At 71.9% G+C, this 26,713-nt stretch carries 3 protein-coding genes; all 3 read right to left on the reverse strand.

Features of this window, described 5'->3' with window-relative positions; translation table 11 throughout:
- Positions 1 to 15 precede the first annotated feature (15 nt).
- From CYFUS_RS31580 to CYFUS_RS31590, 3 genes are read right to left on the reverse strand one after another with little or no spacing between them, the layout of a single operon-like run.
- The gene (locus CYFUS_RS31580; protein ID WP_095988600.1) at positions 16 to 4,599 is read right to left on the reverse strand and encodes a non-ribosomal peptide synthetase; all 4,584 of its coding nucleotides are present in this window, start codon (positions 4,597 to 4,599) and stop codon (positions 16 to 18) included.
- Positions 4,596 to 11,090 (reverse strand): type I polyketide synthase, encoded by a 6,495-nt coding sequence (locus tag CYFUS_RS31585; RefSeq protein WP_095988601.1) that lies wholly within the window; start codon positions 11,088 to 11,090, stop codon positions 4,596 to 4,598. The genes CYFUS_RS31580 and CYFUS_RS31585 overlap by 4 nt, the downstream gene beginning before the upstream one ends.
- Positions 11,087 to 26,713 (reverse strand): type I polyketide synthase, encoded by a 15,627-nt coding sequence (locus CYFUS_RS31590; protein ID WP_095988602.1) that lies wholly within the window; start codon positions 26,711 to 26,713, stop codon positions 11,087 to 11,089. Before CYFUS_RS31590 ends, CYFUS_RS31585 begins: the two co-directional genes overlap by 4 nt.

Below are 26,713 nucleotides of genomic sequence, written 5' to 3' on the forward strand. Positions count from 1 at the left end.
GAGCCCGGGGCCACGTCACCCGGCGGACGTCGCGGCGCCTCGTCCAGGAGCGGCATCGCGTCCCGGTGCATCGAGGAAGCCGCGGCGCACGAGCGCTGAGAGGTAGGTCGAAATCAGCGCGGTGTCCACCGGCGGGCAGGACGTCCCCGTTGCCGCCAGGGCCTCGAGCGTGTGGCCACAATCGCAGACCACCATCCGCGGCCCTCCGACGCTCCGGTCCTCGGGCGGAACCTGCTGGAGGAACATGAGCAGATCTCCCAGCTCGCTGTCGGACGCGGCGGCCGAGGCGAGCCCGGCGAGCCATTCGTCATACGGGAGGACACGCAACCCGTATCCAAAAGCCCGCATGTGGCTCCACATCTCATCAGCGCGCACGAGCCGCGGATTGACGAGGTGATAGGTCTGGCCGATCGACTCCGGGCGCAAGGACAGGTCCAAAATGGCACTGCTGACGTAGTCGACGGGCGTCAGGTCGAGCAGGGCATCGATGTTGGGCGCCATCCCCATCCGGACGCACCCCTTGAGGGTCCTGCACACCAGATCGTCCGTGTTCCAGGCTCCCGTCCGGGTGTGGCCCGTCACCCTCCCCGGCCGGAAAATGGTCACCGGAAGCCCGCGCCGCGAGGCCTCCCGCACGAGCTTCTCGGCGACCCACTTGCTCTGGGCATAGCCTCCCACCAGGTTCGCGGGCCCCGCCAGGGGCTCGTCCTCCCGGATCGGATCCTCGCGTCCCAGGGGCAGGACCGAGACCGTCGAGACATAGTGCAGCGTCTTGACGCGCGTCCGCGTGGCGAGCCGGAGGATCTCCCGCGTGCCGAGCACGTTGGCCGCCCGCAGGGACTCGTAGGGGTAGAGGAAATTGACGAGCGCGCCGTTGTGATAGATGGCGTCGACCTCTTCCGCGAGCCGCTGGAACTCCGTCTCGGAGAGCCCCAGCAGGGGCTGGCCGATATCCCCGCGGACAGGGACGATGCGAGACGCCAGGGCCTCGCTCCAGAGCGAGTAGCTCTCCAGGTTCTTGCGAATCCTGTGCATCCCCTCCTGCTCCGTCGCGGAGCGCACGAGGCAATAGACGCGCGCCTGCGTCTGGCGGCAGAGCTGCTCCAGCAGGAAGGCACCGAGGAAGCCGGTGGCGCCCGTCAGCAGCAGGGTGCGCGCGACCCCCGCCACCGGCGGAGCCACCTTGCCCGGATCGATCCCGGCATCCAGCACGGCATCCGCTTCCATCTCCACCGTCACGTCATGGTGGGGCAGTGAGCCCGTCCTCGCGGCCTCGATGGCCCGTGCCATCTCTTCCAGGGTCGGCGCCCTCAGCAGGGCACGCAGCGGGAGGTCCATTCCAGACGCCGAGCGCACGAGGACGAGCACCCGGTAGAGCAGGATCGAGTGCCCCCCGAGCTCGAAGAAGTTGTCGTGGACGCCGACCCGCTCCACGCCCAGGACCTGGCGCCAGATGGCGGCCAGGGCCTCTTCCCCGGGAGTCCTCGGCGCGACGTGCTCCTTCGCCACTCCCGAGCCCCCGCTCTCCGGTGCCGGCAGCGCGGCACGATCCACCTTGCCGTTCGGCGTGAGCGGCATCGCGTCGAGGCGCACGAACGTGAGGGGGACCATGTACTCGGGCAGCTTGGACTTCAGGTAGTCACGCAGCTCGGCGGGCTCGGGCGCCGTCTCTCCACGCGCGACCAGATAGGCGACGAGCCGCGGGTCCCCTCCCTGTCCCTCCCGCACCACCACCACCGCCTCGCGGACCCCGGGGTGCTCCAACATCACCGCGCTGATCTCCCCGAGCTCGATGCGGAAGCCACGCAGCTTCACCTGGTGGTCCATCCGGCCCAGGTACTCGAGCTGCCCGTCCGGGAGCCACCGCGCCAGGTCTCCCGTCCTGTACATGCGGGCATCGGGCTCCCCACCGAAGGGGCAGTGGACGAACCGCTCCGCCGTGAGCTCCGGCCGGCCCAGGTACCCGCGCGCGACTCCGGCGCCGCCGATGTAGACCTCGCCCGGCACACCGAGGGGCATCAGTTCCCGGTTCGGATCCAACACGTACACCTGGGTGTTTCCGACGGGGCGCCCGATGGTGGGCGTCTGCCCGCGGTCCACCCGGGTGAACGTCGAGTAGGTCGTGGTCTCGCTCGGACCATAGAGGTTGAACACGTCGCGCACGTGGTCGAGCCGGTGGAGCTGCTCGACCAGCGAACCCGCGAGCGCTTCACCCGCCAGGTTCACGATGGCCACCGAGGGTGGCACGGCGCCCGCTCGCAGCAGCGCGCCCATGGCCGAGGGAACGGTGTTGATGAGCGTCACATCCCGGGCCGCGGGCAGTTCCGGCAGCTCCAGCGCGTTCTTCGCGACGATCACCTTCGCGCCACAGGACAGGGGCGTGAAGAGCTCGAAGACCGACAGGTCGAAGCAGATCGACGTCGAGGCCAGTGTCCCCGCCAGCTCGCGCGGAGAGAAGACACGCAGGGCCCACACCAGGAAGGCCACGGCGTTGCGGTGCTCGATCATCACGCCCTTGGGCTTGCCGGTGGAGCCCGAGGTGTAGATGAGATAGGCGAGCGCTTCGGGGGCCGTGGTGCGCTCGAGGTTCCCGTCGCTCTCGGCTCCGATGGTCGGCCAGTCCGTGTCCAGGCACACCACACGCGCCTGGGTGGAGGGGAGCTCCGAGACGAGGCGCTGCTGCGTGAGCAGCACCGGCACCTGGGCATCCTCGAGGATCAGCGCCAGTCGCTCCTTCGGATAGGCGGGATCCAACGGGACATAGGCGCCCCCGGCCTTCAGGATGGCCAGCAGTCCGATGACGATCTCTTCCGTGCGCTCGACGCAGAGGCCGACACGCACCTCGGACCGTACGCCGAGCCGCCGCAGATGATGGGCGAGCTGGTTCGCCCGGCGATTGAGTTCGGCGTAGGTGAGGGTTCGCTGCCCGCTCACCACGGCCACCGCCTGGGGAGTCCGCTCCACCTGGGCCTGCACGAGCTCGTGCATGCACACCGCCGGGACGTCGATCACCGGACCGTGCCACTCGGCGAGGAGCATTCCGCGCTCGTCCGCGGTCAACAGCGGCAACGTCGACAGCGGCGCCTCGGGGTGGGCCACGATGGACTCGAGCAGTTGCTGGAAGTGCCCCACCATCCGCTCCGCCGTCGAGGCCTCGAAGAGCTCCTTCGAGTACTCGAGCATGCCGACCAGGCCCTTGTCTCCCGCGGCCATGATCAGCGAGAGCTCGAACTTGGCCGTCCCCTCCACGCTGCCGTCCGGGGCTCCCTTCAGGAAGGACCAGCTCGTCCCCGGCAGCTCGAGGGCCGGCGCCGGAATGTTCTCCAGCGTGAAGCAGGCCCGCACCAGCGGGTTGAGCCCACCATCGCGCGGCGCGCCCACCGCCTGCACCACCTCGCTGAACGGCAGCGCCTGGTGATCCAGTGCCTCGAGCACCACGCCGCGGGCACGTGCCAGCCATTGACTGAAGGACGGCCCACCCGAGAAATCACACCGGAGCACGAGGGTATTGGCGATGAAGCCCAGCAGCTCCGAGGGCACGCGCCCCCGGTTGGCGATCACCGTCCCCACACCGAAGTCCACCTGCCCGGAGTAGCGATGCAGGAGTGCCGAGAACGCGGCGAAGAGCACCATGAACAGGCTGCATCCCTCCCGGCTGGCCAGCTCCCGCAGGGCCTCGCTGAGCGCTGGCGACAGGGAGAGGGGCACGGTGGCGCCGCGATGGCTCGTGGCGGTGGAGACCGCATGATCCACGGGGAGCTGGAGCGGGAGCAGACCCGTGAGCCGCTGCTTCCAGTACGCGCGCTCGCGCGCTCCCGAGTCCCCGGCCAGCCACGCACGCTCGCGCAAGGCCGCCTCGGCGAACTGCATCGACACGGGCGGCAACGCGGCCGGCTGTCCCCGGACGAAGCCCGCGTACAGCGCCGACAACTCCCGGACGAAGACCCCCAGGGACCAGCCATCCGTGATGATGTGGTGCTTCGTCACGAAGAGGGCGAAGTCGTCGGCGCCCAGGACCACGAGCGTGACACGAAGAAGCGGACCCTTCGCCAGCTCGAAGCAATGCCGCGCCAGTGCGTCCGAGCGCCGCTGGAGCTCCTCCTCGCGCTCCTGCTCCGTGAGTCCCGGCAGCTCCACGAGCGTCAGTTCCACTCCGGTGTCGGGGGGCGCGATGACCTGCCGGGGACTGCCCTCCACCTCCGGGAAGCTCGTCCGGAGCACCTCGTGCCTGCGCACGAGCTCGTCCAGGCTCCGGCGCAGGGCCTTGCCCTCGAGCGTGCCGCGTACCCGGATGCCGAGATGAACGTTGTACTGGGGCGAGCCGGGCGAGAGACGATCGAGGAACCAGAGCCGCTCCTGCCCGCTGGACAGCGGGATGACCTCGGGCCTCGCGAGGGCCTGTGCCGACGCGCTCCCCGCCTCGTCCCTCGGGGAGTGCTTGCGCAGGAACGCCAGGATGTCCCCCTTGCGCGCCGACAGCTCGGCGCGCAGCTCCGGGGTGAGGACGGCCTTGCCCGCCTCGACCCGGAGCGAGTCTCCGTCAACACGCAGGCGCACACCCTTCGCCGCGAGGGTGCCCAACAGCTCACGTACACTCATAGGACAAGAACCTCGTTGTCGTCGGCGGCGGTCTCATCCGCCACCGGTCCAGCACCCTCACCCGCTCGTGCGAGCGTCTCGGCCAGGGTGCGATCCATGACTTCGCCCAGGAGGTGCTCGCAGAGCGCCGCCAGCGTCGGGTGCTTCCAGATCAACGAGACCGGCAGCGACAGCCCCAGCCCCGACTCCAGACGGTTGCGCAGCTCGAGCCCCATCAGGGAGTCGAGGCCAAAGCCCTGCAGCGGCGCCTCCGGATCGATGCGCGCGGAGCCCAGGCGGAGCACCCGGGCGAGCTGCTCGCGAACGAACCGCTCCAGGGTCTCCCGCGCCTCCTGCCGGGTCGCCGTCCGCAGCGTCTCGAGCAGGGCCACGTCCCTCGCTCCACCTGGCTCCGCGCCCGGGCCGGCCGGGACCAGCTCCGAGAGCCAGGGGGAGGACCTCGCGCGGGGATAGAACTCCACCCACTTGCGGAGCTCGAGCGGCATGACCGCCATCTGGGTCACCCCGCCATCGAGCAGCCGTCCCAGGAGCGCGTTGCCCTCCGCGGGGGTCAGGCTGTCCGAGCCCCGCTGAGCGAGGCGCGCTCCCCGATTGGCCTGGGCCGCGGCCAGACCGACCTCCGAGAAGGGTCCCCAGTTGATGCTCAGGCCAGGCAGCCCAAGCGCCCGGCGATGGTGGGCGAGCGCGTCGAGGAAGGCATTGGCGGCCACGTAGTTGCCCTGTCCCGGTGCGCCGAACAGAGAGGCCGCCGACGAGTACAGGACGAAGAAGTCGAGCGGCGCCTCGCGCGTCAGCACATGCAGGTTCCAGCCACCGAGGACCTTGGGAGCCATCACCCGGCGGAACCGCTCCACCGTCTGCTGCGCCAGGACACCATCGTCCAGCACGCCAGCGGCGTGGAGGACGCCTCGCAGCGGGGGACCGCCCTCCGCGATCTCCGAGAGCACCCGGGCGAGTTGTGCCCGGTCCGACACGTCCGCCCCGGCCACCCGCACGCGAGCCCCGGTGGCCTCGAGCGCCGCCACCGCCTCCCGCTGCTCCGGTGTCAGGGAGGTGTCACGCCCGACGAGCACGAGGTGGCCCGCGCCCTGCTCCGCCATCCACTTCGCCACCGCGAGGCCCAGTCCACCCAGCCCGCCGGTGACGAGGTACGTCCCATCGGAGCGAAGCCGGCGTGCCTCCGCCGCGGGTACCACGACGCGCGCCTCCGGATCGTTCAGGGCGAGGGTGAGCGCATCCACCGCTCCGCCCTCGGACGGAGAGGCGAAGACACTCCGCACCACTGGCGGTGGCAGACCCCCCGCCTCGACGGTGTCCCTCACCTCCCGCCAGAGGTGGGCGAACCGCCCGGGCTTGCGGCGGACGAGCTCCGGCACGTCGACCACGCACCATGCGACGTTCGCATCACCGGCACGGGCCGGCGCTCCCGACGCGCGCAGATCGAGGACACGCGCCCCCTCGCTCAGCACGGACAGGCTTCGCTCGAGCTCGACCGCGCCCGGCGCGATGACGGCCAGCTCCACCCCGCGTGCCCCCGTCATGTCCAGGAGCCGGTGGGTGAACGAGGCCTCGCCCGGATCCAGCACCTGCTCGACCCCGAGCTCCCGCAGGGGCGCCCGCTGCCCGGCCGTCGTGGCGGTGGCGAAGACCTCCGCCCCCACCCGCCTCGCCAGCTTGACCGCGGCCCGCCCGAGCCCGCTCGCGGCCCCGAGGATCAGCACGCGGCCCCCCTTCTCGAGCCGTCCCAGGTGGAACAGCGCGTACCAGGCGGGCAGGACGGTCGCCGCGAGCACCGCGGCTTCCCCATGCGAAGAGGAGAGCTTGCATGGGGCCGTGCAGGCGGCGGGAACGAGCACGTGGGAGCCCAGGCCCGACGTCACCAGGGCGATCCGCTCCTCGCCCACCGCGACGTCCTCCACGCCCTCGCCACGGGCCACGACCCGCCCACGGCATCCGACGACGCCTCCCTCCCACCGCTCCGGCCCGGCACCCTCGCCGGAAGCCCCCAGCGAGGCCACCTCGAGCTCGATTTCCCCCGGCCCGGGCGGGCGCCGCGCGCTGGCCCTGAGCGCCAGCCCGCCTCGCGCGTCGTGCTCCAGACGGAAGGGCCGGCCTCCCACCGGAACCACGGCCTCGTCGGGCGCCCCGCCGGGAGTGCCGCGCGCGATGCGACCAACATGGCGGCCATCCGCGCGAAGGGAGATCTCCTCCTCCGCGTCGGCCACGAGCAACTCGCGCACCAGCGCCGCTCCGGCGTGCCCGGGGCCCATCGCGGTGGACACGTCCACGCGCGTGCACTTGAGCTCGGGGTGCTCGTGCGCGAGCGTGCGGCCCAGGCCCCACAGCGGGGCCTGCACCACGTCGGAGGCCGACCCGCTCGCGGAGCCGTGGTGCACGCCCCGCGTGACGAGCCACAACCGGGGCGGGCTCGTCAGGCTCGCCCGGGAGAGGGCCTGGACGAGATGCAGCACGCCTCCACACCCCATCAGCGGCTCCACCTCGCGCGCTCCCAGCCCGGCCAGGTGGATCACCCCACGGGCAGCCGCGCCCGCGCCAAACGCCTCCGCCAGCACACCGTCGAAGGCCTGGGGAGAAGCCGCATCCACGACGCGGCGCCCCTGCCCCGCCCCCGCGAGGTCGACGCGGAAGACCTCTCCATGGCGCGCCCGCAGCAGGGACTCGACCGCGTCGGCCAGCTCGCCGCCGTCGGCGACGAGCAACCAGCGCCCATTCGCCTCGGGCGGGGCCGGCGAAACGGTGGGTTGATGCCGCCACTCGGGCGAGAAGAAGAGATCCTTCCCCGCCGCGGCCGGGGCCTCCAACTGCTGGATGCGCAGCCCGAGTGCCTCCGCCACGAGCCGGCCGGACGCGTCGCGCAGCACGAGATCGAACTCGTACACGCCGCTCCGCGCGCCCTCCCGAGCCCGCGTCCGCACGTGGCAGAAGACCTCCGGCCCCGGCTGCTCGTGGAGCCGCAGGCAGGCGAGCGCCACGGGCACGGCGGGACCGGAGTCGGGCGTCAGGTCCTCCTGGGGAACGGCCGCGGCCACCAGTTGGAAGCATGCATCGAGCAGCGCGGGATGGATCCGATACGCCGAGGCCCTCGCCGCGAGTGACTCCGACAGGCGCACGTGCCCGAGCGCCTCCGCGCGGCCACGCCACACCTGCTGCACGCCCTGGAACGCCGGTCCGTAGGCCACTCCCCGGCGCGCCAGCTCCTCGTAGTGCGCCGCCTGGGCGAGCACCTCGGGGCAACGCTCCCGGATCGCCTCGAGCGGCTCGGAGGCCCACTCGGACTGCCCCGCCTGGAGGGGACGGATCCGTCCCACGGCGTGTGCCATCCAGCCCGCCGGGACGTTCGCCTCCGTGCTCGTCTTCTGGCTCGAGAGCTGGAACGAGAGGGAGCCTCCGCCCTCGTCGCTCAAGGCCATCTGGACGGTGCGCGCCCGTCCCTCCGGCAGCAGCAAGCCCTCCTTGAAGGCGATGTCGACGAGCTCGTGTGCCGGCTGTCCGGACACCTCACGCGCCGCCGAGAGCGCCATCTCCAGGTAGGCCGCGCCCGGCACCACCACCGCTCCGCTCACGCGGTGATCCGCCAGGTACGACGGCTCGTTCGCGCTCAGCGCGGACTCCCAGAAACGCGTCTCCTCCCGCACGGAGGTCGTGAACGAGGCCCCCAGGAGGGGATGCCCTCCGGCCCTCGCGCCTGGGAGCCGGCCCCGCGAGGCGGTGGGCTCCAGCTCCAGCCAGTGCCGCTCGCGCTGCCACGGGTAGGTGGGGAGCGCGACCCGGCGGCGCTGGTGTGGATGGAGCCGCGACCAGTCCACGCGGTCCATCCGGGTGGCCAGCGCGCCCAGGGACGAGAGCAGACTCTGCCACTCCTCCTGGTCCCGGAGCAGGCTCGGCACCACGAGCCCCCGCCCCGACTTGTCCCCCTCCCTCAACATCGCATCCACGAAGGGCACGAGGATGGGATGCGGGCTCAGCTCGACGAACAGGACATTGCCTTCCTGGATGAGGCGCTGCACCGCGTCGGCGAACAGCACCGGCTGGCGGAGGTTGCGCACCCAGTACGGCGCCCCCAGCTCGCGACCATCGATGGGCGCTCCCGTCACCGTGGAATAGAGCGGCACCGTGCTCGCGGTGGGGCGGATGGCCGCCATCCGCTCCAGCAACTCCGGCCGCAACGGATCCATCTGCGGGCTGTGCGACGCCACGTCCACCTTCACCCAACGGCAGAACACCTCGCGCTCCTGCAGGCGCTCCAGCACCTCCTTGAGCGCGGCCGGCTCTCCCGAGAGGACCGTCGACTTCGGACCGTTGCTCACGGCGATGGCGATCCTCTCCTCCAGTCCCCGGATCTCCACCTCCGCCTGCTCCCGGGAGAGCTCCACGACGGCCATGGCGCCCTGGCCACTGACGCGCCTGAGCAGCCTGCTCCGCTCGCAGATGATGCGCGCCGCGTCCTCCAGCGAGAGCGCTCCCGCGACATGCGCCGCGGCGACCTCTCCCATGCTGTGCCCCACCACGGCGTGAGGCTCCAGACCGAACGAGCGCCACACCGCCGCGAGCGCCACCTGCATGGCGAACAGCGTCGGCTGGATGACGTCGATGTCATTCCAGCGGGGCTGCTGCTCGGGGGCCTTCAACAGCTCGCGCAAGGACCAGTCGACGTGACGGCGCATCGCCTCGTCACAACGGTCGATGACCTCCCGGAACGTGGTGTCCTCCGCGTACAGCCTCCGTCCCATTCCGAGCCACTGAGAGCCCTGTCCCGGGAAGACGAAGACGATCTTCTGCGCGAGCCCCGCGCTCCGGCACCCCGAGGACAAGCCGGCATGGCTCTGTCCGGCGGCGAACGCCTCGAGCTGCGCGAGGAGTTCCTGCCTGGACCTCGCCGCGAGGGAGAGCCGGTGGTCGTGATGCACGCGGCGCAGGGTCGAGGTGTAGCTGATGTCGGCGAGTGAGCCCCCCTCCTCGCTCTTCAGGAACGAACTCCATGCCCCCGCCAGCTCGGACAACGCCTGAGGCGACTTCGCGGACAGGAGGACGAGCTGCGGCTTGCCGTCCTCGGCCGGCGCCGCGGTGCCGGTGGGCGCGGGAGCCTCCTCCAACACCACGTGCGCGTTGATTCCGCTCAACCCGAAGGAACTCACGCCGGCGATGCGCCGCCCCTCGTGGACCGGCCAGGGGACGCGCTCGACGGGGACCCGCGCCGCGATGCGCTCCCACTCCACATGCGGGTTGGGGGTGCGGAAGTGCAGATGCGGGGGGATCTCCTTGTTCTGGAGAGAGAGGATCGTCTTGATGACCCCGGCGATTCCCGCGGCCGGCTCGAGATGGCCGATGTTCGTCTTCACCGAGCCGATGAAGAAGGGCCTGTCCGCCGGACGTCCCTTGCCGAGCACGGTGCCGAGCGCTCGGAGTTCGATCGGATCCCCGAGCGGCGTGCCGGTGCCGTGGGCCTCGACATACCCCACGAGCGCCGGAGCGATGCGCGCGTTGTCGAGCGCCCGCTGGACGACCGCCTGTTGCGCCGGCCCGTTGGGCACGGTCAGTCCACCGCTGGCCCCGTCATGGTTGACGGCGGAGCCGCGCAGCAACGCGAGGATGGAGTCGCCATCGCGCTGCGCATCCGAGAGCCGCTTGAGCACGAGGACGCCACATCCCTCCCCTCGCACGTACCCGTCCGCGGCCGCGTCGAACGTCTTGCACCGGCCATCGCCCGCGAGCGCCTGCATGCTGCACAGGCAGATCGTCGTCTCCGGGGAGAGGATCAGGTTGACCCCGCCCACCAGCGCCAGGTTGGACTCGCCCGCACGGAGGCTCTCGCTGGCCAGGTGGAGCGCGACCAGCGACGACGAGCACGCGGTGTCGACCGGCATGCACGGCCCCTGCAACCCGAGCACGTACGAGAGCCGGCCCGGAACGAAGCTGTACCCGTTGCCCGTCGCCGTGTACCCGTCGAAGCGGGTCGCGTCGTTGTCCTTCAACAGGCGCGCCATGTAGTCGCTGGACATCACGCCCATGAAGACGCCCGTCTTGCTGCCCACGAGCGAGTCGGGCACGACGCCCGCGTTCTCCAGCGCCTCCCACGCGACCTCGAGCACCAGCCGCTGCTGCGGATCGAGGCTCGCCGCCTCGCGAGGGGCAATGCCGAAGAACCCAGCATCGAAGCGCTCCACGTCATCGAGGAAGCCGCCTCGGATTCCGTACATCTTGCCGGGGACTCCCCGGGTGGGATCGTAATGGCCGGGCACGTCCCAACGGGACCCGGGCACCTCGCGCAGCGCATCCACGCCGTCGCGCAGCAGCTTCCAGTACGACGGGCCATCCACGGCGCCACCCGGGAAACGGCACCCCATTCCGATGATGGCGATCGGCTCGGTCCGGGCACGCTCCACCGCGTCCAGACGTGCCTGCATCTTCTCCACGAGGAGCGCGGCGCGCTGAAGCGCGGAGGGCTCGGCCGGCTTTTCCTGTTTGCTCATGATCCTTCTTCCATCAGGGCCGAGAGCTTCGCCTCCAGGGAGGCGGCGAGTTCATCCGGCGATAGCTCCATGATGCGCTCGAGGAGCGCCGCGTCCTGGGCCTCCCCTTGCGCGCTTCCACCCGGCTGTTCCTTCAGACCGAGCACCTCGTCGTGCAGGTAGCTCGCGAGCGCCTCGGTCGTCGGGTAGTCGAAGACCAGGGTCGACGGCAGCGCTGCCCCCACGCTGTTCTGCAGGCGTTTGCGGAGCTCGAGCGCCATCAGCGAGTCCATGCCCACCTCGAACAACCGCTGCCGGGACTCCAGCGGAGACGACGCCTCCAGGCCAAGCACCCGCGCCGCCTCGCCGCGCACGTGCTCCATCAGCAGCGACAGGCGCTGGCGTGGCTCCGCCGACTCGAGCCGGCGCCGGAACTCGGCGGACGGCTGCTCACTGGCCTCGGGCTCGGCCACTGCCCGGCCGGAGAGCTCCGCGAGCAGGGTCGGCGCCGCGCCCCGCGGGTACTGCGCGAGATAGCGCGACCAGTGGACCCGCAGGAGGGTGAGTTGCGGCTGCCCGTGAGCGAGTGCCCGGCCGAACATCCGCAGCCCCACGTCCGGAGAGAACGCCTCGATGCCCTGCGCCTGGAAGTGGGACGCGAGCCGCGCGGCCATGCCGACCTCGGCCCAGGGGCCCCAGTTGATGCTCAGCGCCGGAAGCCCCAGGGCACGCCGGTGATGCGCCAGCGCGTCCAGGAAGGCATTGGCCGCCGCGTAGCTGCCCTGCCCCGGTGCTCCGAGCAGCGTCGCCGCCGAGGAGAACAGGACGAAGAAGTCGAGCTCCCCCTCCCGCGTCAACTCATGGAGGTGCCACGCGCCGTCCACCTTGGGTGCGAGCACCCGGGCGAAGCGCTCCCAGTCCTGCTGGAGCAGGACGCCGTCGTCCAGGACACCCGCCGCATGGACCACGCCGCGCACGGGGGCCAGCCGCCCCGCCTCCTCGAGGGTACGGCGGACCTCTTCCCGCTTCGACACATCCGCCTGGAGGACGAGGATCCTCGCGCCCGCGGCCTCCAGGGCGCGAAGGGCCTGCTGGGCCTCCGGCCTGGGCCCGCCACGCCCGACGAGCACCAGGTTGCGCGCTCCCTGCTCCACCATCCACCGCGCCAGCGAGAGGCCCAACCCACCGAGACCGCCCGTGAGCAGGTAGCTCGCGTCCGGCCGCAACCGCGGCATCGCGTCCCTCGGCTCGTCACGCGACGCACGCATCCGCGCGACGTGGCGCCACCCCTCGCGGATCACCACCTGCCGCTCGCCATCCGTGGCGCCGAGCTCGCGCCAGATCGCCAGCGCATCCTGCTCGGAGGCGGTGGGCTCCAGGTCGATGAGCGCACCGCACTGATCGGGGTGCTCTTGCGAGAAGACAGCGCCCAGGCCCCAGAGCGGGACCTGTTCCAGCGCGAGTGGCGCCGAGCCGGACACGAGCGTCCGGGCTCCACGGCTCACCAGCCAGAGGCGAGCGGTGGAAGCCGCGCCCACCAGCGCCTTGGCCAGATGCAGCGCGCTGCCACAGCCCAGCAGGTGCGCCGTGTGCAGCGACTCCACGCCCCCTCCGCCAGGCCCGCGCATCGCCCAGAGGTGGACGACGCCCCCGAGCGACTCGCCCGGTGGCACCGCCTCCTCGAGCAGCCGCGCGTAGTCCTCGGCGCGCTGGGCATCGAGGGTGAAATGCTCTCCGTCGTGGCGGACGAACGCCTCACCCGGGTGGACCAGCACGGGGCGGCAACCACTCCACCGCAGCCGCTCGGCGAGCGCCTCCGCGGTACCCGACCCATCCGTGAACACGAGCCAGCGGCCGGACGCGGGCACCCCACCCTCGGGCAGCGGCTGGCGCTTCCAGCCGATCTCGTAGAGGGCATCGCGCTGGCCGTGGCGCAGCACCGACATCAGCGCCTCGCGCGGAGCCCGCTTGTGCTTCACCCCCTCGAGCTCGATGAGCACCCGCCCCTCGGCGTCGACCACATACACGTCGCCGGTGATCACCTCCCCCAGGGTGTCCTCGACGTCCCGGCGCACGGCATAGGCCCACACGGGGCCGCTCGGCCGCTCATGGAAGCGCAAGCGCTCCACCGACATCGGGACGTAGACCGTGCTCAGCCCCGCGTCCTCGCGGAGGAGATCCGTGCCCATCGCCTGCAGGAAGGAGTCGACGAGACCCGGGTGCAGGTACAGCCCCGGATCATCCCGCTCCGTCGGCATGCGCATCTGGCAGAGCGCCTCGCGCCCGCCGCTCCAGATGTGCTCGATCCACCGGAACGCGTGGCCGAGGTGGAACCCGATGTCCCAGTTGCGCTCGTAGATTCCCGAGTCCACCTGGCGCGAGCAGCGCGCCTCGATCTCCCGCCGCGAGAGCGGCGCCGGGCGCGCGGGTCCCTCTCCGCCCACCTGGAGCGTCCCCGTGCCATTGAGCAGCCAGCCCTCGGTCTCCTCGTCCGCGGAGGCGGAGAGGCTGTAGAGCTCGAAGTCATACCGGCCCGGCCCCTTGGGCGTGAGGATGAGCTGAACGAGCTGTTCCTCCTCGTCCGCGAGCACGATGGGCTGGGAGAAGAGGCACTTCTCGAGGGTGTACGGCCCGGCCCCGAACGACTGGGCGGCGGTCGCGAGGATGCGCGCGATGTGGCACGAGCCGGGCACGACGATGGTCCCGTAGAGCCGGTGCTCCTCGAGGAAGGGCAACGACCGGGCGCTGTAGCGGCCCTCGAAGACGAGCGCCTTGTTCAAGGGCGAGCGCACCCGCTGCCCGACGAGCGCCTGCGCGGCCGAGACCGACGAGACCGGACGGAGCGCCTTGGGGGCGTCCAGCCAGTGCCGCTGGTGCTGCCAGGGATAGGTCGGAAGCGCGACGCGCGACCGGCGGCGTCCGCCGTCCAGCGCGGCCCAGTCCACCTCCATGCCCCGGGTGTAGAGCTCTCCCAGGCTGAAGAGGATCTGCGCCTGCTCGGGATGGCCCTTGCGCAGCGAGGGCAGCCAGGTGCCCGCGTCATCCCCGAGCCCCTTGAGCGCCATGCCGGTGAGCGTCGGGTGCGGGCCGATCTCCACGAACACGCTACCGCCGAGCGCCCGGAGCGCCTTCAGCCCGTCGTGGAAGCGCACCGCCTCGCGCACGTGGCGGCGGAAGTACGCGGCGTCGAGCACGGCGCCGTCCTCGAGGAGCTGGCCCGTGACATTGGAGGCCAGGTGGATGCGAGGCGCCCGGAAGGAGAGCTTCCCGGCCGCGCGCTCGAACGCCTCCAGCATGGGCTCCATGAGCGGCGAGTGGAACGCATGGGACACGGTGAGCCGCCGGGTCTTGATGCCCCGGGCCTGCAACGCGGCGACGATCGTCTCCACCGCCTCGCGCTCGCCGGAGAGCACGGTGTCCGCCGGCCCGTTGACCGCCGCGATCGACACCCGATCCGCGTACGGAGCCAGTGCCTCCGCGACCTGCTCCTCGCTCGCGGAGACGGCCACCATCTCGCCATCGCGCGGCAGCGCCTGCATGAGCCGCGCGCGCTCGGTGATGAGTCCGAGCGCCTCCTCGAGGTCCATCACCCCCGCCACGCAGGCGGCGACGTACTCGCCGACGCTGTGACCCAGCACCGCCCAGGGCTCGACGCCCCAGGAGCGCCACAGCTGCGCCAGGGCGTACTCCAGCGCGAAGAGCGCCGGCTGCGTGTACTCGGTGTCGTCGATCCGCGAGCCCGTCCCGTGCATCACCGACAGGAGGGACTCCCCCCACCTGCCCTCGAGCAGCGCGTTGCAACGATCCAGGGCGGCACGGAAGACGGGCTCGGTCTCGTACAGCTCCCGGCCCATGCCCGCGTACTGCGCGCCCTGGCCCGTGAACACGAAGACGACCTTGGGGGCCTCGCCCTCGGCGCGGCCCTGGGCCAACCGGGGAACCTCTTCTCCCCGCGCGAACGCCAGCAGCCGCTCGCGGGCCTGCTCCGCCGACTCCACGACCAGCGCGAGCCGGTGTGCGAACCCGGTACGCTGCGTGCTCGCCGCGTGGCAGACATCCGCGAGCGCCAGTTCCGGGTGCGCGGCGAGGTGCTCGCCCACCCGCGTCGCGAGCCGCGTGAGCGCGCCCTGGGTCTTCGCCGAGAGCGCGAGCACGTGCGAGCCCTTCCCGGGCGGTGCCGCGAGAGGCGCGGACGGGGGCGCCTCCTCCACGATGACGTGCGCGTTGGTGCCGCTCAGGCCGAAGGCGCTGATGCCGGCGATCCTCGGGCGCGAGCGCTCCGGCCAGGCCGTGGGCCGCGTCGGGATGTCCAACGGGAAGCCCTCCAGCTCGATGTGCGGGTTGAGCTGCTCGAGGTGCAGGTGCGGCGGGACTACCCCATGCCGATGGGAGAGGACGACCTTGATGAGACCGGCGATACCCGCCGCCGCTTCCAGGTGGCCGATGCTCGTCTTCACCGAGCCGATGAGCAGCCGCTGCTCGGGCGTGCGTCCCTCTCCGAGCACCTTGGACAGCGCCTGGACCTCGATGGGATCGCCGAGCGACGTGCCCGTCCCATGCGCCTCGATGTAGTCCACGTCCGCGGGCGCGACCCCGGCGCTGGCCAGGGCGGCGCGGATGACCTGCTGCTGGGCGTCGCCGTTGGGCACCGTGAGCGCGCTGCTCGGGCCATCGTGGTTGACCGCCGAGCCGCGGATGACGGCGAGGATGTCGTCTCCATCCCGCCGCGCATCGGACAGGCGCTTGAGGACCACGATGCCGCACCCCTCGCTGCGCACGTAGCCGTCCGCGGAGGCATCGAAGGTCTTGCACCGTCCATCCTGGGACAGGGCCCGGAGCTGCGCGAGGTAGATGGTCGAGTGCGGCGAGAGCGTCATGCTGACGCCACCGGCGAGCGCCAGGTTGCTCTCGCCGGAGCGCAGGCTCTGGCAGGCCAGGTGCACGGCCACCAGCGACGAGGAGCACGCGGTGTTCAAGCTCATCGTCGGACCCTGGAGCCGGAGCACGTAGGCCAGCCGGCCGGCGGCGAAGCTCGAGTCATTGCCCGTGGCGATATAGGCGTCACCCGGGGCCGAGTCACTGCCCACCCCGTGGAGCATCGCGTACTCGTTGCTGCCGATTCCGACGAACACGCCGGTACGCGTGTTGGCCAGGCGCGCCGGAGCGATCCCCGCGTGCTCCAGGGACTCCCAGGCCACCTCCAGCAGCAGGCGCTGCTGCGGGTCCATGTTCGCCGCCTCCCGGGGGGCGATCCCGAAGAACTGGGCGTCGAACTGGTCCACCCCATCGATGAAGCCACCCCACCGGGTGTAGGTCTTCCCCGGGATGCCCGGCCGTGGGTCGTAGTAGTCGTCGAGCTTCCACCGCGAGGCGGGCACCTCGCGGATGGCGTCCACGCCCCCCTCCAGCAGCCGCCAGAACTCCTCGGGACCCGAGGCCCGCGGCACCCGGCAGCCCAGGCCGATGATGGCGATCGGCTCCGTCATGCTGCTCACGGCGCGTCCGGTCTCCTCCTTCTCCTCCACGTCCAGCCGGAGCACGTCCGCCAGGAGGTAGGAAGCGAGTGCCAGGACGGTGGGACGATCGAAGGCGATCGTGGTCGGGAGCTGGACACCGAACCGGGCCACCAGCCGCCGCCGCAGCTCCACCGCGGTGATCGAGTCCATGCCCGTCTCGAAGAAGCCCTGCTCCAGCTTGACCGCGGCGCTCGACGCGAAGCCGAGCACCCGGGCCACCTCTTCACGGACCCAGGAGATCACCAGCTCCTTGCGACGCGCGGACGAGGCGTTGCGCAGCCGCGCCAGCTCCTCGCTTCCGGCGGCGTGCTCCACCGGGCGCGGCGCGGGCGCCGAGACCGGACCGAGCGCCTCGAGCAGCGGCCTGCGCGCCCGCGACTCGTAGACGGACTTGAAGAGACTCCAGTCGACCGGGGCGACGCTGCGCTGGGTCACGTCCATGGCGAGCAGTGCCTCGAGCACCTGGAGCCCGCCCTCCACGGTGACACCTCCGAGGCCCATGCGCTCGAACCAACGCAAGCCCTCCTCGGCGACCATGCCCTCGGCGGCCCAGGGCCCCCAGTTGATGCTCAACGCGTGCAGGCCCCGTGCGCGGCGGTAGTGGGCGAGCGCGTCGAGGAACTGGTTGCCCGCGGCGTAGTGCGCCATCCGGGTCGAGCCCCATACGGCCGAGCCCGACGAGAAGTAGACGGTGAAGTCCAGCGCCAGCTCGCGCGTGAGCTGGTGCAGCACCCAGCCACCCTTCACCTTCGGACGCAGGATGGAGGTGAGCGCCGCCTCGTCCATCGTCTCGAGCGGCACGAGCGTGGACACGCCCGCGGCGTGGATGATGCCCCTGAGCGGAGCCGGACCCCGGCGAATGAACTCGAGGACCTCCGCCATGCGAGCCGGATCCCCCACGTCCGCGCTCAAGGCATGCACGACGGCGCCCTGGGCCTCCAGCGCCTCGATCGCGGCGAGCTGCCGGCCGATGTCGCCCTCGCGGGGAATCGCCGGCCACTCGGAGCGGTCGGGCAGTCCCCGGCGGCCCAGCAGCACCAGGTGCCGCGCGCCCTTGGAGACCATCCACCTGGCCACGTGCAACCCCAGCCCACCGAGGCCACCCGTGATGAGGTACGCCGCGTCGGCACGCAGCGCGACGGGCGCGAGCGCGGGCGCCGGGGCCGCGGGGACGAGGCGCGCCACGTACCGTGCCCCACCGCGGAAGGCGACCTGATCCTCCCCGTCGGAACCGGACAGCTCGTGCCACAGCGCCTCCACCTCGCCCACCGGAGCGCCGGGCGCCAGATCCACCAACCCTCCCCAGACGTCCGGGTGCTCGAGGGCGAGGACACGCCCCAGGCCCCACAGGGGCGCATGCAGGGGCACGTCGCACGCGACCCCGCCCACGGGCTGGCTGCCACGCGTGCACAGCCACAGCCGGGCACCGCTCGCGGACCCCCCCTTCGCGAGCGCCCGCACGAGGCGCACCGCCGAGTGGACCCCCAGTTGCTGCGCGGCCTCGACCTCCGCGAGCGTGGGCTCCGAGGCGGGCGGAGCGTCCGCTCCCCACAGGTGCACGACGGCTCGAACCGGGCCGACCTCCTGGAGCAGTTGCTCGAAGTGCTCGGGGCGTCGCGGATCGATCGACCGCACCCCACGGCCCAGGACGGCCGCTTCATCACCGGGGATGATCAACCAGCACGGCTCGCCCCGCGCCTCGAGCAGCGCGGCCAGCGCGGCGCCCGTGCCCTCGCGATGGCCGAGGACGAGCCAGACGCCGGTCCCCTGCCCCGCGCGCGGTGACGCCGCTCCGCGCTCCCGCGCCTTCCACGTGAGATCGTAGACCCACTCGTCCGGCCGAGCGGTGCCCGGAGCCGGAACGCCACCACCCACGCCACTCGCCGCGCCCGCCGGAGCGAGGGCCTTCGACGCGGAGTCGCCGAGGTCGATCCAGTACCGGGAGCGCTGCCACGGGTAGAGGGGCAGCGGGACCGGGCGCCCTCCCGAGGGAAAGAGCCGGGCCCAGTCCACGGGGAAGCCCTTCACGTGGAGCCCACCCAGGGAGCCGAGCATCACCGTGTGCCCATCCCGCCCCTTGCGCAGGGAGGGCAACGCCGTGCCCTCCAGCTCGCGGCGCTCGAGCGCCTGGGAGATGTACCGGCAGAGCGCCGGCTGCGGTCCGAGCTCCAGGAAGAGCCGGTGGCCCTCGTCGAGCAGGGTGTCCACGGCGTCGGAGAAACGCACCGCCTCGCGGATGTTGCTCGCCCAGTAGGCCGCGTCGAGCGCCTGGCCGTCGATGGCCCGTCCGCTCACCGTCGAGATCATCGGGAGGGAAGCCGGCCGCGTCTCGAGACGGCCCAACGCCGCGATCAGCTCGGGCTGGAGCGATGCCATCTGCTGACTGTGGAAGGCGTAGTTGACGCCGAGATCCCGCGTGGAGACGCCACGCGCGCGCAGGGCCTCGAGTACCTCCCCGAGTGCCGCCGGCTCTCCGGATAGGACGATGGAGCGGGCGTCGTTGATGGCCGCGATGGACAGCCGCTCGGTGTAACGCTCGAGCTCACGCCGGGCCTCCTCGGGCGAGAGCTCGACCACGGCCATGCGGCCCTGTCCCGTGGCGCGCTGCATGAGGCGGCTCCGGTGCGCCACCAGGCGCGCCGCCTCGGGTAGGCTCAGCACCCCGGCGATGTGCGCGGCGGCGATCTCGCCCACGCTGTGACCCACGACGGCGGTGGGGACGACACCGAGCGCGCGCCAGGCCGCCGCGAGCGCGACCTGGATCGCGAAGATGGCGGGCTGTGCCACTTCCGTCTCGTCCAGCCGCGACGCGGGGCCTTCCACCTCGAGCGCCTCGGTGATCGAGAACCCGGTGTGCTGGGCGAGCAGCGTGTCGCACTCGCGCAGCGCGGCGGCGAAGGGCTCGCTCCGTGCGAGCAGATCCCGCCCCATGCCCTGCCACTGCGAGCCCTGGCCGCCGAAGACGAAGACCACCTTGTCCCGCCGGCCCTCGGAGACACCGGTGAAGAGGTACGGAGGCGCCGAGCCCTCGAGGAAGGCCTGGAGCTGCTCGCCCCACTCCCGCTGCGAGCGTCCGGCCAGGGCGAGACGGTGCTCGTGGTGGTTGCGCCGGAGCGAGGCGGTGTAGGCGATGTCCCCGATCGGGAGGGCCTCGCCGCGCGGATCGGCCAGCAACTCACGGTAGGAGCGCGCGAGCGTCCGCAGCGCGCCCTCGCTCCGCGCGGACAGGGCGAGGAGCTGGGCCTCGGCCTCGGCGGCCGGGCGCGCACGGGACGGAGTGGGAGCCTCCTCGAGGATGACGTGCGCGTTGGTCCCGCTGATGCCGAAGGAACTCACGGCCGCGTACCGGCGCCTGGACGAGGCCGGCCAGGGCCGCTGCTGCGTCGGGATGACGAAGGGCGTGTCCTCGAGCGAGATGCGAGGGTTGAGCGCCTGGAAGTGCAGGTGCTTCGGGATGGCCTCGTGCCGCAGGGCGAGGAGGACCTTGATGAGGCCCGCCATGCCAGCCGCGGCCTCCAGGTGTCCGAGGTTCGTCTTGGCGGAGCCGAGGACGCAGGGGGAGCCGTCCTCGCGCCGGGCGCCATAGGTCTCCCGCAGGGCCTCGACCTCTATCGGATCCCCGAGCGGCGTACCGGTGCCGTGGGCCTCGATGTAGCCGATCTCCTGGGGCGACAGACGGGCCGCCGCCAGGGCCTCGCGGATCAGCGCCTGCTGGGACAGCACGTTGGGCGCCGTCAGTCCGGTGGAGCCACCATCCTGGTTCACGGCCGAGGCGCGGATCACCCCGAGGACGTTGTCCCCATGGGCCAATGCGTCGGAGAGCCGTTTGATCACGACGACGCCGCAGCCCTCGCCGCGCACGAAGCCATTGGCCCTCGAATCGAAGGTCCGGCAGCGCCCGTCCGCAGACAGCGCCATGAGCTTGGAGAGCCAGGAGCTGGGCCGCGGCGAGAGGAGCAGGTTGACGCCGCCCACGAGCGCCGCGTCGCACTCGCGGTTGCGCAGGCTCTGGCTGGCCAGGTGCAACGCCACGAGCGAGGACGAGCAGGCCGTGTCCACGGACAGGGCCGGGCCGCGCAGATCCAGCAGGTACGAGAGCCTCCCGGCGATCACGCTGTTGGAGCAGCCGATGACGGAGTAGACGTCGCCCTCCACGCCGCGCTCCGCCTGCAACATGGCGTAGTCGTAGCCGCACACGCCGACGAAGACGCCCGTCCGGGTGCCCGCCAGACGCGACTTCGGCAGGCCCGCGTCATCGAGCGCCTCCCAGGCGACCTCGAGCAACAGCCGTTGCTGGGGATCCATGGCCACGGCCTCGCGAGGGGCGATCCCGAAGAACTCCGGATCGAAGCCATCCACGCGCTCGAGGAAGCCGCCCCAGCGCGTGCCCTTGTGCTCCGCGGCGTCCGTGCTGCTCTTCCAGCGCTCGGCGGGGACCTCCCTGACGGCATCCACCCCGTCACGCAGCAGCCGCCAGTACGCCTCCGGCTCGTTGGCGCCACCCGGGAAGCGGCAGCCCATGCCGACGATGGCGAGGGGCTCGAGGCCGTGGTCCGCCGAGGCCTCCTCCCGTGGGGCCTTCGGCCTGGACACGGTCCGTACCGCCGGGGCCTCGGGTGTGGCGGCCCGGGTCTCGCTCACCACCGGACGAACCAGGGTCCGCGCCTCCGCCTCGAGCTCGGGCTCGAGCTTGCTGAACAGGTGCGTCGTCAGCGCCTGCACCGTGGGGTAGGCGTAGATGAGCGTCGCGGACAACGTGAGCTTCAGTCCCGACTCGAGCCGGTTGCGCAGCTCCAGGCCCGTCAGGCTGTCCATTCCCAGCTCGCCGAGGGACTGATCAGCCTCGACGCGCCCCGGCTCCATGCGCAGGATGCGGCCCACCTGCTCGCGCACGAAGGACTCCAGGAGCGCGAGCCGCCGGCCTGGCTCCGCCGCCGCCAGCAGCTCGCGCGTGCTGCCCTTGCGCTGGGTGGTGCCGCTCTCCCGCTCCTGCATCAGCGCGGAGAGGAAGGGCGACTGCGCCGCGCTCAGATAGAACTCGCGCCACTGCCGCAGGTCGAGCGGCACCACGACCGCCTGCGCGACCTCCGACTCCAGGAGACGGCCGAGCGCCTCGAGGGCCTGGGCGGGCGGCATGTTGCCCACGCCCCGCAGGGCCAGGCGCTCGCCGCGATTCGTCGCCGCGGCGGCGAGCCCCACGTCGGCCCAGGGCCCCCAGTTGATGCTCAACGCGGGGAGTCCGGCCGCGCGCCGGTGATGAGCGAGCGCGTCCAGGAAGGCGTTGGCCGCCGCGTAGTTGCCCTGGCCCGGCGAGCCCAGCACCGACGCCGCCGAGGAAAACATCACGAAGAACTCGAGCGGAAGGCCCCGCGTCCGCGCATGCAGGTGCCACGCGCCCTGGACCTTGGGTGCCAGCACCGCGCGCAGCCGCGGCTCATCCAGTTGCGTCAGCACACCATCGGCGATGACACCGGCCGCGTGGACGACGCCGCGCAGCGGGGGCATCTCCGCGGCGATCGATCCGAGCACGAGCCCCACGTCGGCGTCGCTCGTGACGTCCGCGCGATGGACGCGCACCTCGGCTCCGCTCGCCCGGAGTTCCCCCAGCACCCGCTCCGCCACTTCGGAGGGAGCGCCACGCCCGGTGAGCACCAGGTGCCGGGCACCCCTCTGGACAAGCCACTTCGCCACCTCCAGCCCGAGTCCACCCAGGCCACCGGTGATGAGATAGGTGCCCTCCACCGTCAACTCCCGGAGTGCCGGCGACTTCCGCCCGGACGTCCCCCGCGCCAGCCGCGCGACATGGCGTTCCGCTCCACGCAGCGCGATCCGATCTTCCGCCCCATCTCCCAGCAACTCCTCGGTGAGCGAGGCGAGCTCCTCGGGCGAGGGCCGAGCGCTCAGGTCCACGTGCGCGCAGCGCAGCTCGGGATGCTCATGGGTGATCACCGCCGCGAGGCCCGCGAGGGGCGCGGCGGCCGGAGAGCCGGCCTGCTCGCCCTCGGCGAGCACCTGGACACCCGACGTCACCAACCACAGCCGCGGCGCGTCGCGCCATCCGCGCTGTGCCCACGCCTGCAGCAGGTACACCACGCTGGTGCCGCTCAGGGACAAGGCGCGCTCGAGCGATTCGGGCTCCGTCGCGTCGGACGCGTCGAGCCCGTAGAGGTGCACCATGCCCCTGCACGGTGACTGCTCGCTGAAAGCCTCTCGCAGCAGCGTCTGGAAGTCCTCGAGCCTGGCGGGATTGACGCGGTAGCGCTCCGCCCCGAGCCGCTCGTAGGAGGCGCCCGCCTCCACCACGACACAGCCTCCGGAACGCTCCGCGAGCGCCGCGGCCAGCGACTGGCCGATGCCCCGCGCATCCGCGAGGACGAGCCAGCGGCCCTCCCGCCGCGAGGTCCCCTCCCCGGTCCGTGCCGGGCGTGGCCGAGGCTGCCACTGGACGGAGTAGATCCACCGGCCCACCTCGTCGACCGGCGTGCTGGCGGCGCCGATCTTCTTGCACACCAGCCGCCGCACCTCGGCCACCACCCTGCCCTGCTCATCCAGGAGCGTGACGTCACACTCGACCACGCTCGAGCCCGCCGAGGCGCCGTCGAGGATCCGGACATGGCTCCAGAGCCCGGCTTCCGGGCGCGCCAGGACACGCAGCCGCGAGAGCGCCACGGGCACGTAGACGCCCCCCTCGTCATCGAGTCCCTCGAGCGCCCCCGCCAGGACCTGGAAGCAGCCGTCGAGCAGCACCGGGTGCAGCTCATAGCGCTCCACCTCGGCCGTCAGCTCGTCGGCGAGCCGCACGCGACCGAGCGCCTCGCCCTTCACCCGATACAGCTCCCGCACCACGCGGAAGCTCGGGCCGTACTCCAGACCGATCTCCCGGAGCGTCTCGTACTGCGCCTCGACGGAGGTCTGCTCGCCACAGCGCGCGCGGAGCTCCTCGAGCCCGGCCGGGGCCACGTCCTCCACGACGGAGGCTTCACCGTGCCGCAGGGTGCCCTCGGCGTGAAGCGTCCAGGTCGGCTCGGTGGACGCCCCGTCGCGCACGGCCGGTGCGCTGAAGAGCCGGAACGCGCTCGCTCCCGGGCGCTCCGTCGACAGCCACAACTGGAGTACCCGCTCCGCGTCCTCGGGGAACGACAGGAGCGAGCTGAAGGACATGTCCTCGAGGAAGGCCGACCCCCCGAGCACCTGCCTGGCCGCGCTCAGCGCCATGTCGACCATGGCCGCCGCGGGCAGCGCGGGCACGCCCTGGACGCGGTGCTCCGCGAGCAGGGGGAAGTGCTTCGGCCCCAGTTGCACCTGCCAGAGGCGCGCGACGTCCCCCTGCGCGGACAGGTCGATGCGCTGGCCGACGAGCGGGTGTCCGGAGGTGCTCGGCGCCGGGCGCGCGCCCCGGGAAGCGGGCTCCAGCCAGAAACGCTCGCGCTGCCAGGGATACGTGGGCAGCGGCACGAGTTGTCCCTTGCCCGGGTACAACCGGTTCCACGCGACGCGGTGGCCCGAGGCATAGAGGGCACCGAGCGAGGACAACATCGTGTGCCGCTCGTCCTCTCCACGCCGGAGGGACGCGAGCACCGCCCCCTCCTTGCCCGCCCCGTTCATCGTCTGCTCGACGGCGGGAAGCAGGACGGGATGGGGGCTCACCTCGACGAAGGTGTCGTGCTCGCTCGTGAGGAGCCGCTGCACCGCCGCCGCGAAGCGCACCGGTTCGCGGAGGTTGTTGCCCCAGTGGGCGGCGTCCAGCTTCGCTCCATCGAGGAACTCACCCGTCACGGTGGAGCAGAGGGGAATCTGCGCGGAACGGGGCGTGATGCGCGCGATCCGTCCTTCCAGCTCCCGGCTGATCGCCCCCACCAGCGGGGTGTGCGACGGCACATCCATCTTCACCCAGCGGCAGAACACGCCCCGCTGCTCGAGCGCCGCGACGGCCTCCTTGAGCGCCTCCGGGTCCCCCGACAGCACCTGCGAGCGGGGACCATTCAGGCCTCCGAGCCAGAGCTTGCCGCTCCAGGGACTCATCGCCGCCTCGGCCTCCTCCACCGAGAGCTCGACCATGGCCATCGTGGCGCCCCGCCCTCCCAGGGTGCGCATGAGCTTGCTGCGGTGGCAGATGATGAGGACGGCATCCTCGAGGCTCAACGCCCCGGCCACGTGCGCCGCGACCACCTCGCCCATGCTGTGCCCCATCACGGCATCGGGCTCGATCCCCCACGAGCGCCACAGGGCCGTGAGGGCCACCTCGACCGCGAAGAGCACCGGCTGGTTGATGTCGATCTCCGTCAGACGCGAGCGCGCCTCCTCCGCGGCGATCTCGTCGAGCACGCTCCAGCCCAGATGGGGCCGCAACGCCTGGTCCACCTTGACGAGCGTGTCGCGGAACACCGGCTCGCTCTCCATCAGCGCCCTGCCCATTCCGGCCCGCTGCGCGCCCTGCCCCGGATAGACGAAGACGATCCTCCGGCGCACGCCGAACGCCTTGCGGCCCGCCCAGGCGTCACCCGGCTGCTCTCCTCGCACGAACGCCCGCAGCCGCTCGGCGGTGTGCTCGTGGGAGTCCGCCAGCACCGCGAGACGGTGCGGGTGGTGCGTGCGATGAGCGGACGCCGTGTAGCAGACGTCGGAGAGGCTGTTTCCCCCGTCACGGCCAAGACGCTCCGCGTAGCGCTGCGCGAGGGCCAGGAGCGCCTCGCGGCTGCGCGCCGACAAGGGCAGCAACTCCGGGCGTCGTGGCAGCGAGGGCCTCGGCGCGGGCGCGGGAGCCTCCTCGAGGAGGATATGGGCATTGGTCCCGCTGATGCCGAACGAGCTGACCCCCGCGCGGAGCGGCTGCCCGGTGCCCTTCCAGGGCGTGAGCCGCGTGGGGATGGTGAGCGCACTGCCCTCGAGCTGGATGCGGGGGTTGAGCTGCTTGAGGTGCAGGTGCGGCGGGAGGCTCTGGTGGCGCATCGCGAGGACGACCTTCATGAGCCCCGCCACTCCCGCGGCGGCCTCCAGGTGCCCCACGTTGGTCTTCACCGAGCCGATCCCACACACCCCACCGTCGGGGCGAGGGACGCCGTAGGTCTCACGCAGCGCCTCCGCCTCGATCGGATCTCCGAGCGAGGTCCCGGTGCCGTGCGCCTCCACGTAGCTCACCTGTTCCGCCTTCAGCCCGGCGTTCTCCAGGGCCTGGCGGATGAGCGCCTGCTGAGAGAGCACGTTGGGCGCGGTCAGCCCCGTCGACTTGCCGTCCTGGTTGATCGCCGAGCCACGGATCGTCGCCAGGATGTGATCCCCGTCCGCGAGCGCGTCGGAGAGGCGCTTGAGGATGACGACCCCGCAGCCCTCGCCGCGGGTGAAGCCATTGGCGGAGGCATCGAAGGCCTTGCTGCGCCCGTCGGGCGAGAGGGCCTGCAGCTTGGACACGAGCCGCACGGACTGCGGCGAGAGGATCAGGTTCACGCCGCCCGCGAGCGCCAGGTTGCACTCGCGGGCCCTCAGGCTCTGGCAGGCCAGGTGGAGCGCCACGAGCGAGGACGAGCAGGCCGTGTCCACCACCAGGCTCGGCCCCTGCAGGTTGAAGAGATAGGACAGTCGGCCGGAGAGGACGCTCGTGGCGATGCCCGTGGCGCTGAACGCGTCCCCCGTCTCCGGGCGATCCACCTGCATGCAGTGGTAGTCGTCATTGCAGGCACCGATGAAGACGCCCCCGCGGCTGCCCGAGAGCTTGTCGACGTCCAGTCCGGCATCCTCGAGCGCCTCCCACGCCACCTCGAGCAGCAGGCGCTGCTGGGGATCCATCCGCACCGCCTCGCGGGGGGAGATCCCGAAGAAGCCAGGGTCGAAGGCATCCACCGCGTCCAGGAACCCACCCCAGCGCATGGGCCCCTCACCCATGCCGGAGACGTCCTCCGACGGCCAGCGCTCGAGGGGAATCTCCCGGATGGCGTCGACACCGTCGTGGATCAACCGCCAGAAGGCCTCCACGTTCTCCGCCTGGGGAAAGCGGCACGCCATGCCCACGAGGGCGATGGGCTCCTTCGCGGCTCCCTCCACGGCATTGAGCCGGGCCTGCATCTTCTCCAAGGCCACCAGCATGCGCTTGGCGGGAGACAGCTCGCTGGACTCGTCGTTGCGGTTTGCCAT

The sequence above is a fragment of the Cystobacter fuscus genome, from assembly GCF_002305875.1.
Taxonomy (GTDB): domain Bacteria; phylum Myxococcota; class Myxococcia; order Myxococcales; family Myxococcaceae; genus Cystobacter; species Cystobacter fuscus_A.

Coding starts and splice junctions, on each gene's coding strand:
- CYFUS_RS31580 (WP_095988600.1), bottom strand. CDS start 4,599: ATGAGTGTACGTGAGCTGTTGGGCACCCTCGCGGCGAAGGGTGTGCGC.
- CYFUS_RS31585 (WP_095988601.1), bottom strand. CDS start 11,090: ATGAGCAAACAGGAAAAGCCGGCCGAGCCCTCCGCGCTTCAGCGCGCC.
- CYFUS_RS31590 (WP_095988602.1), bottom strand. CDS start 26,713: ATGGCAAACCGCAACGACGAGTCCAGCGAGCTGTCTCCCGCCAAGCGC.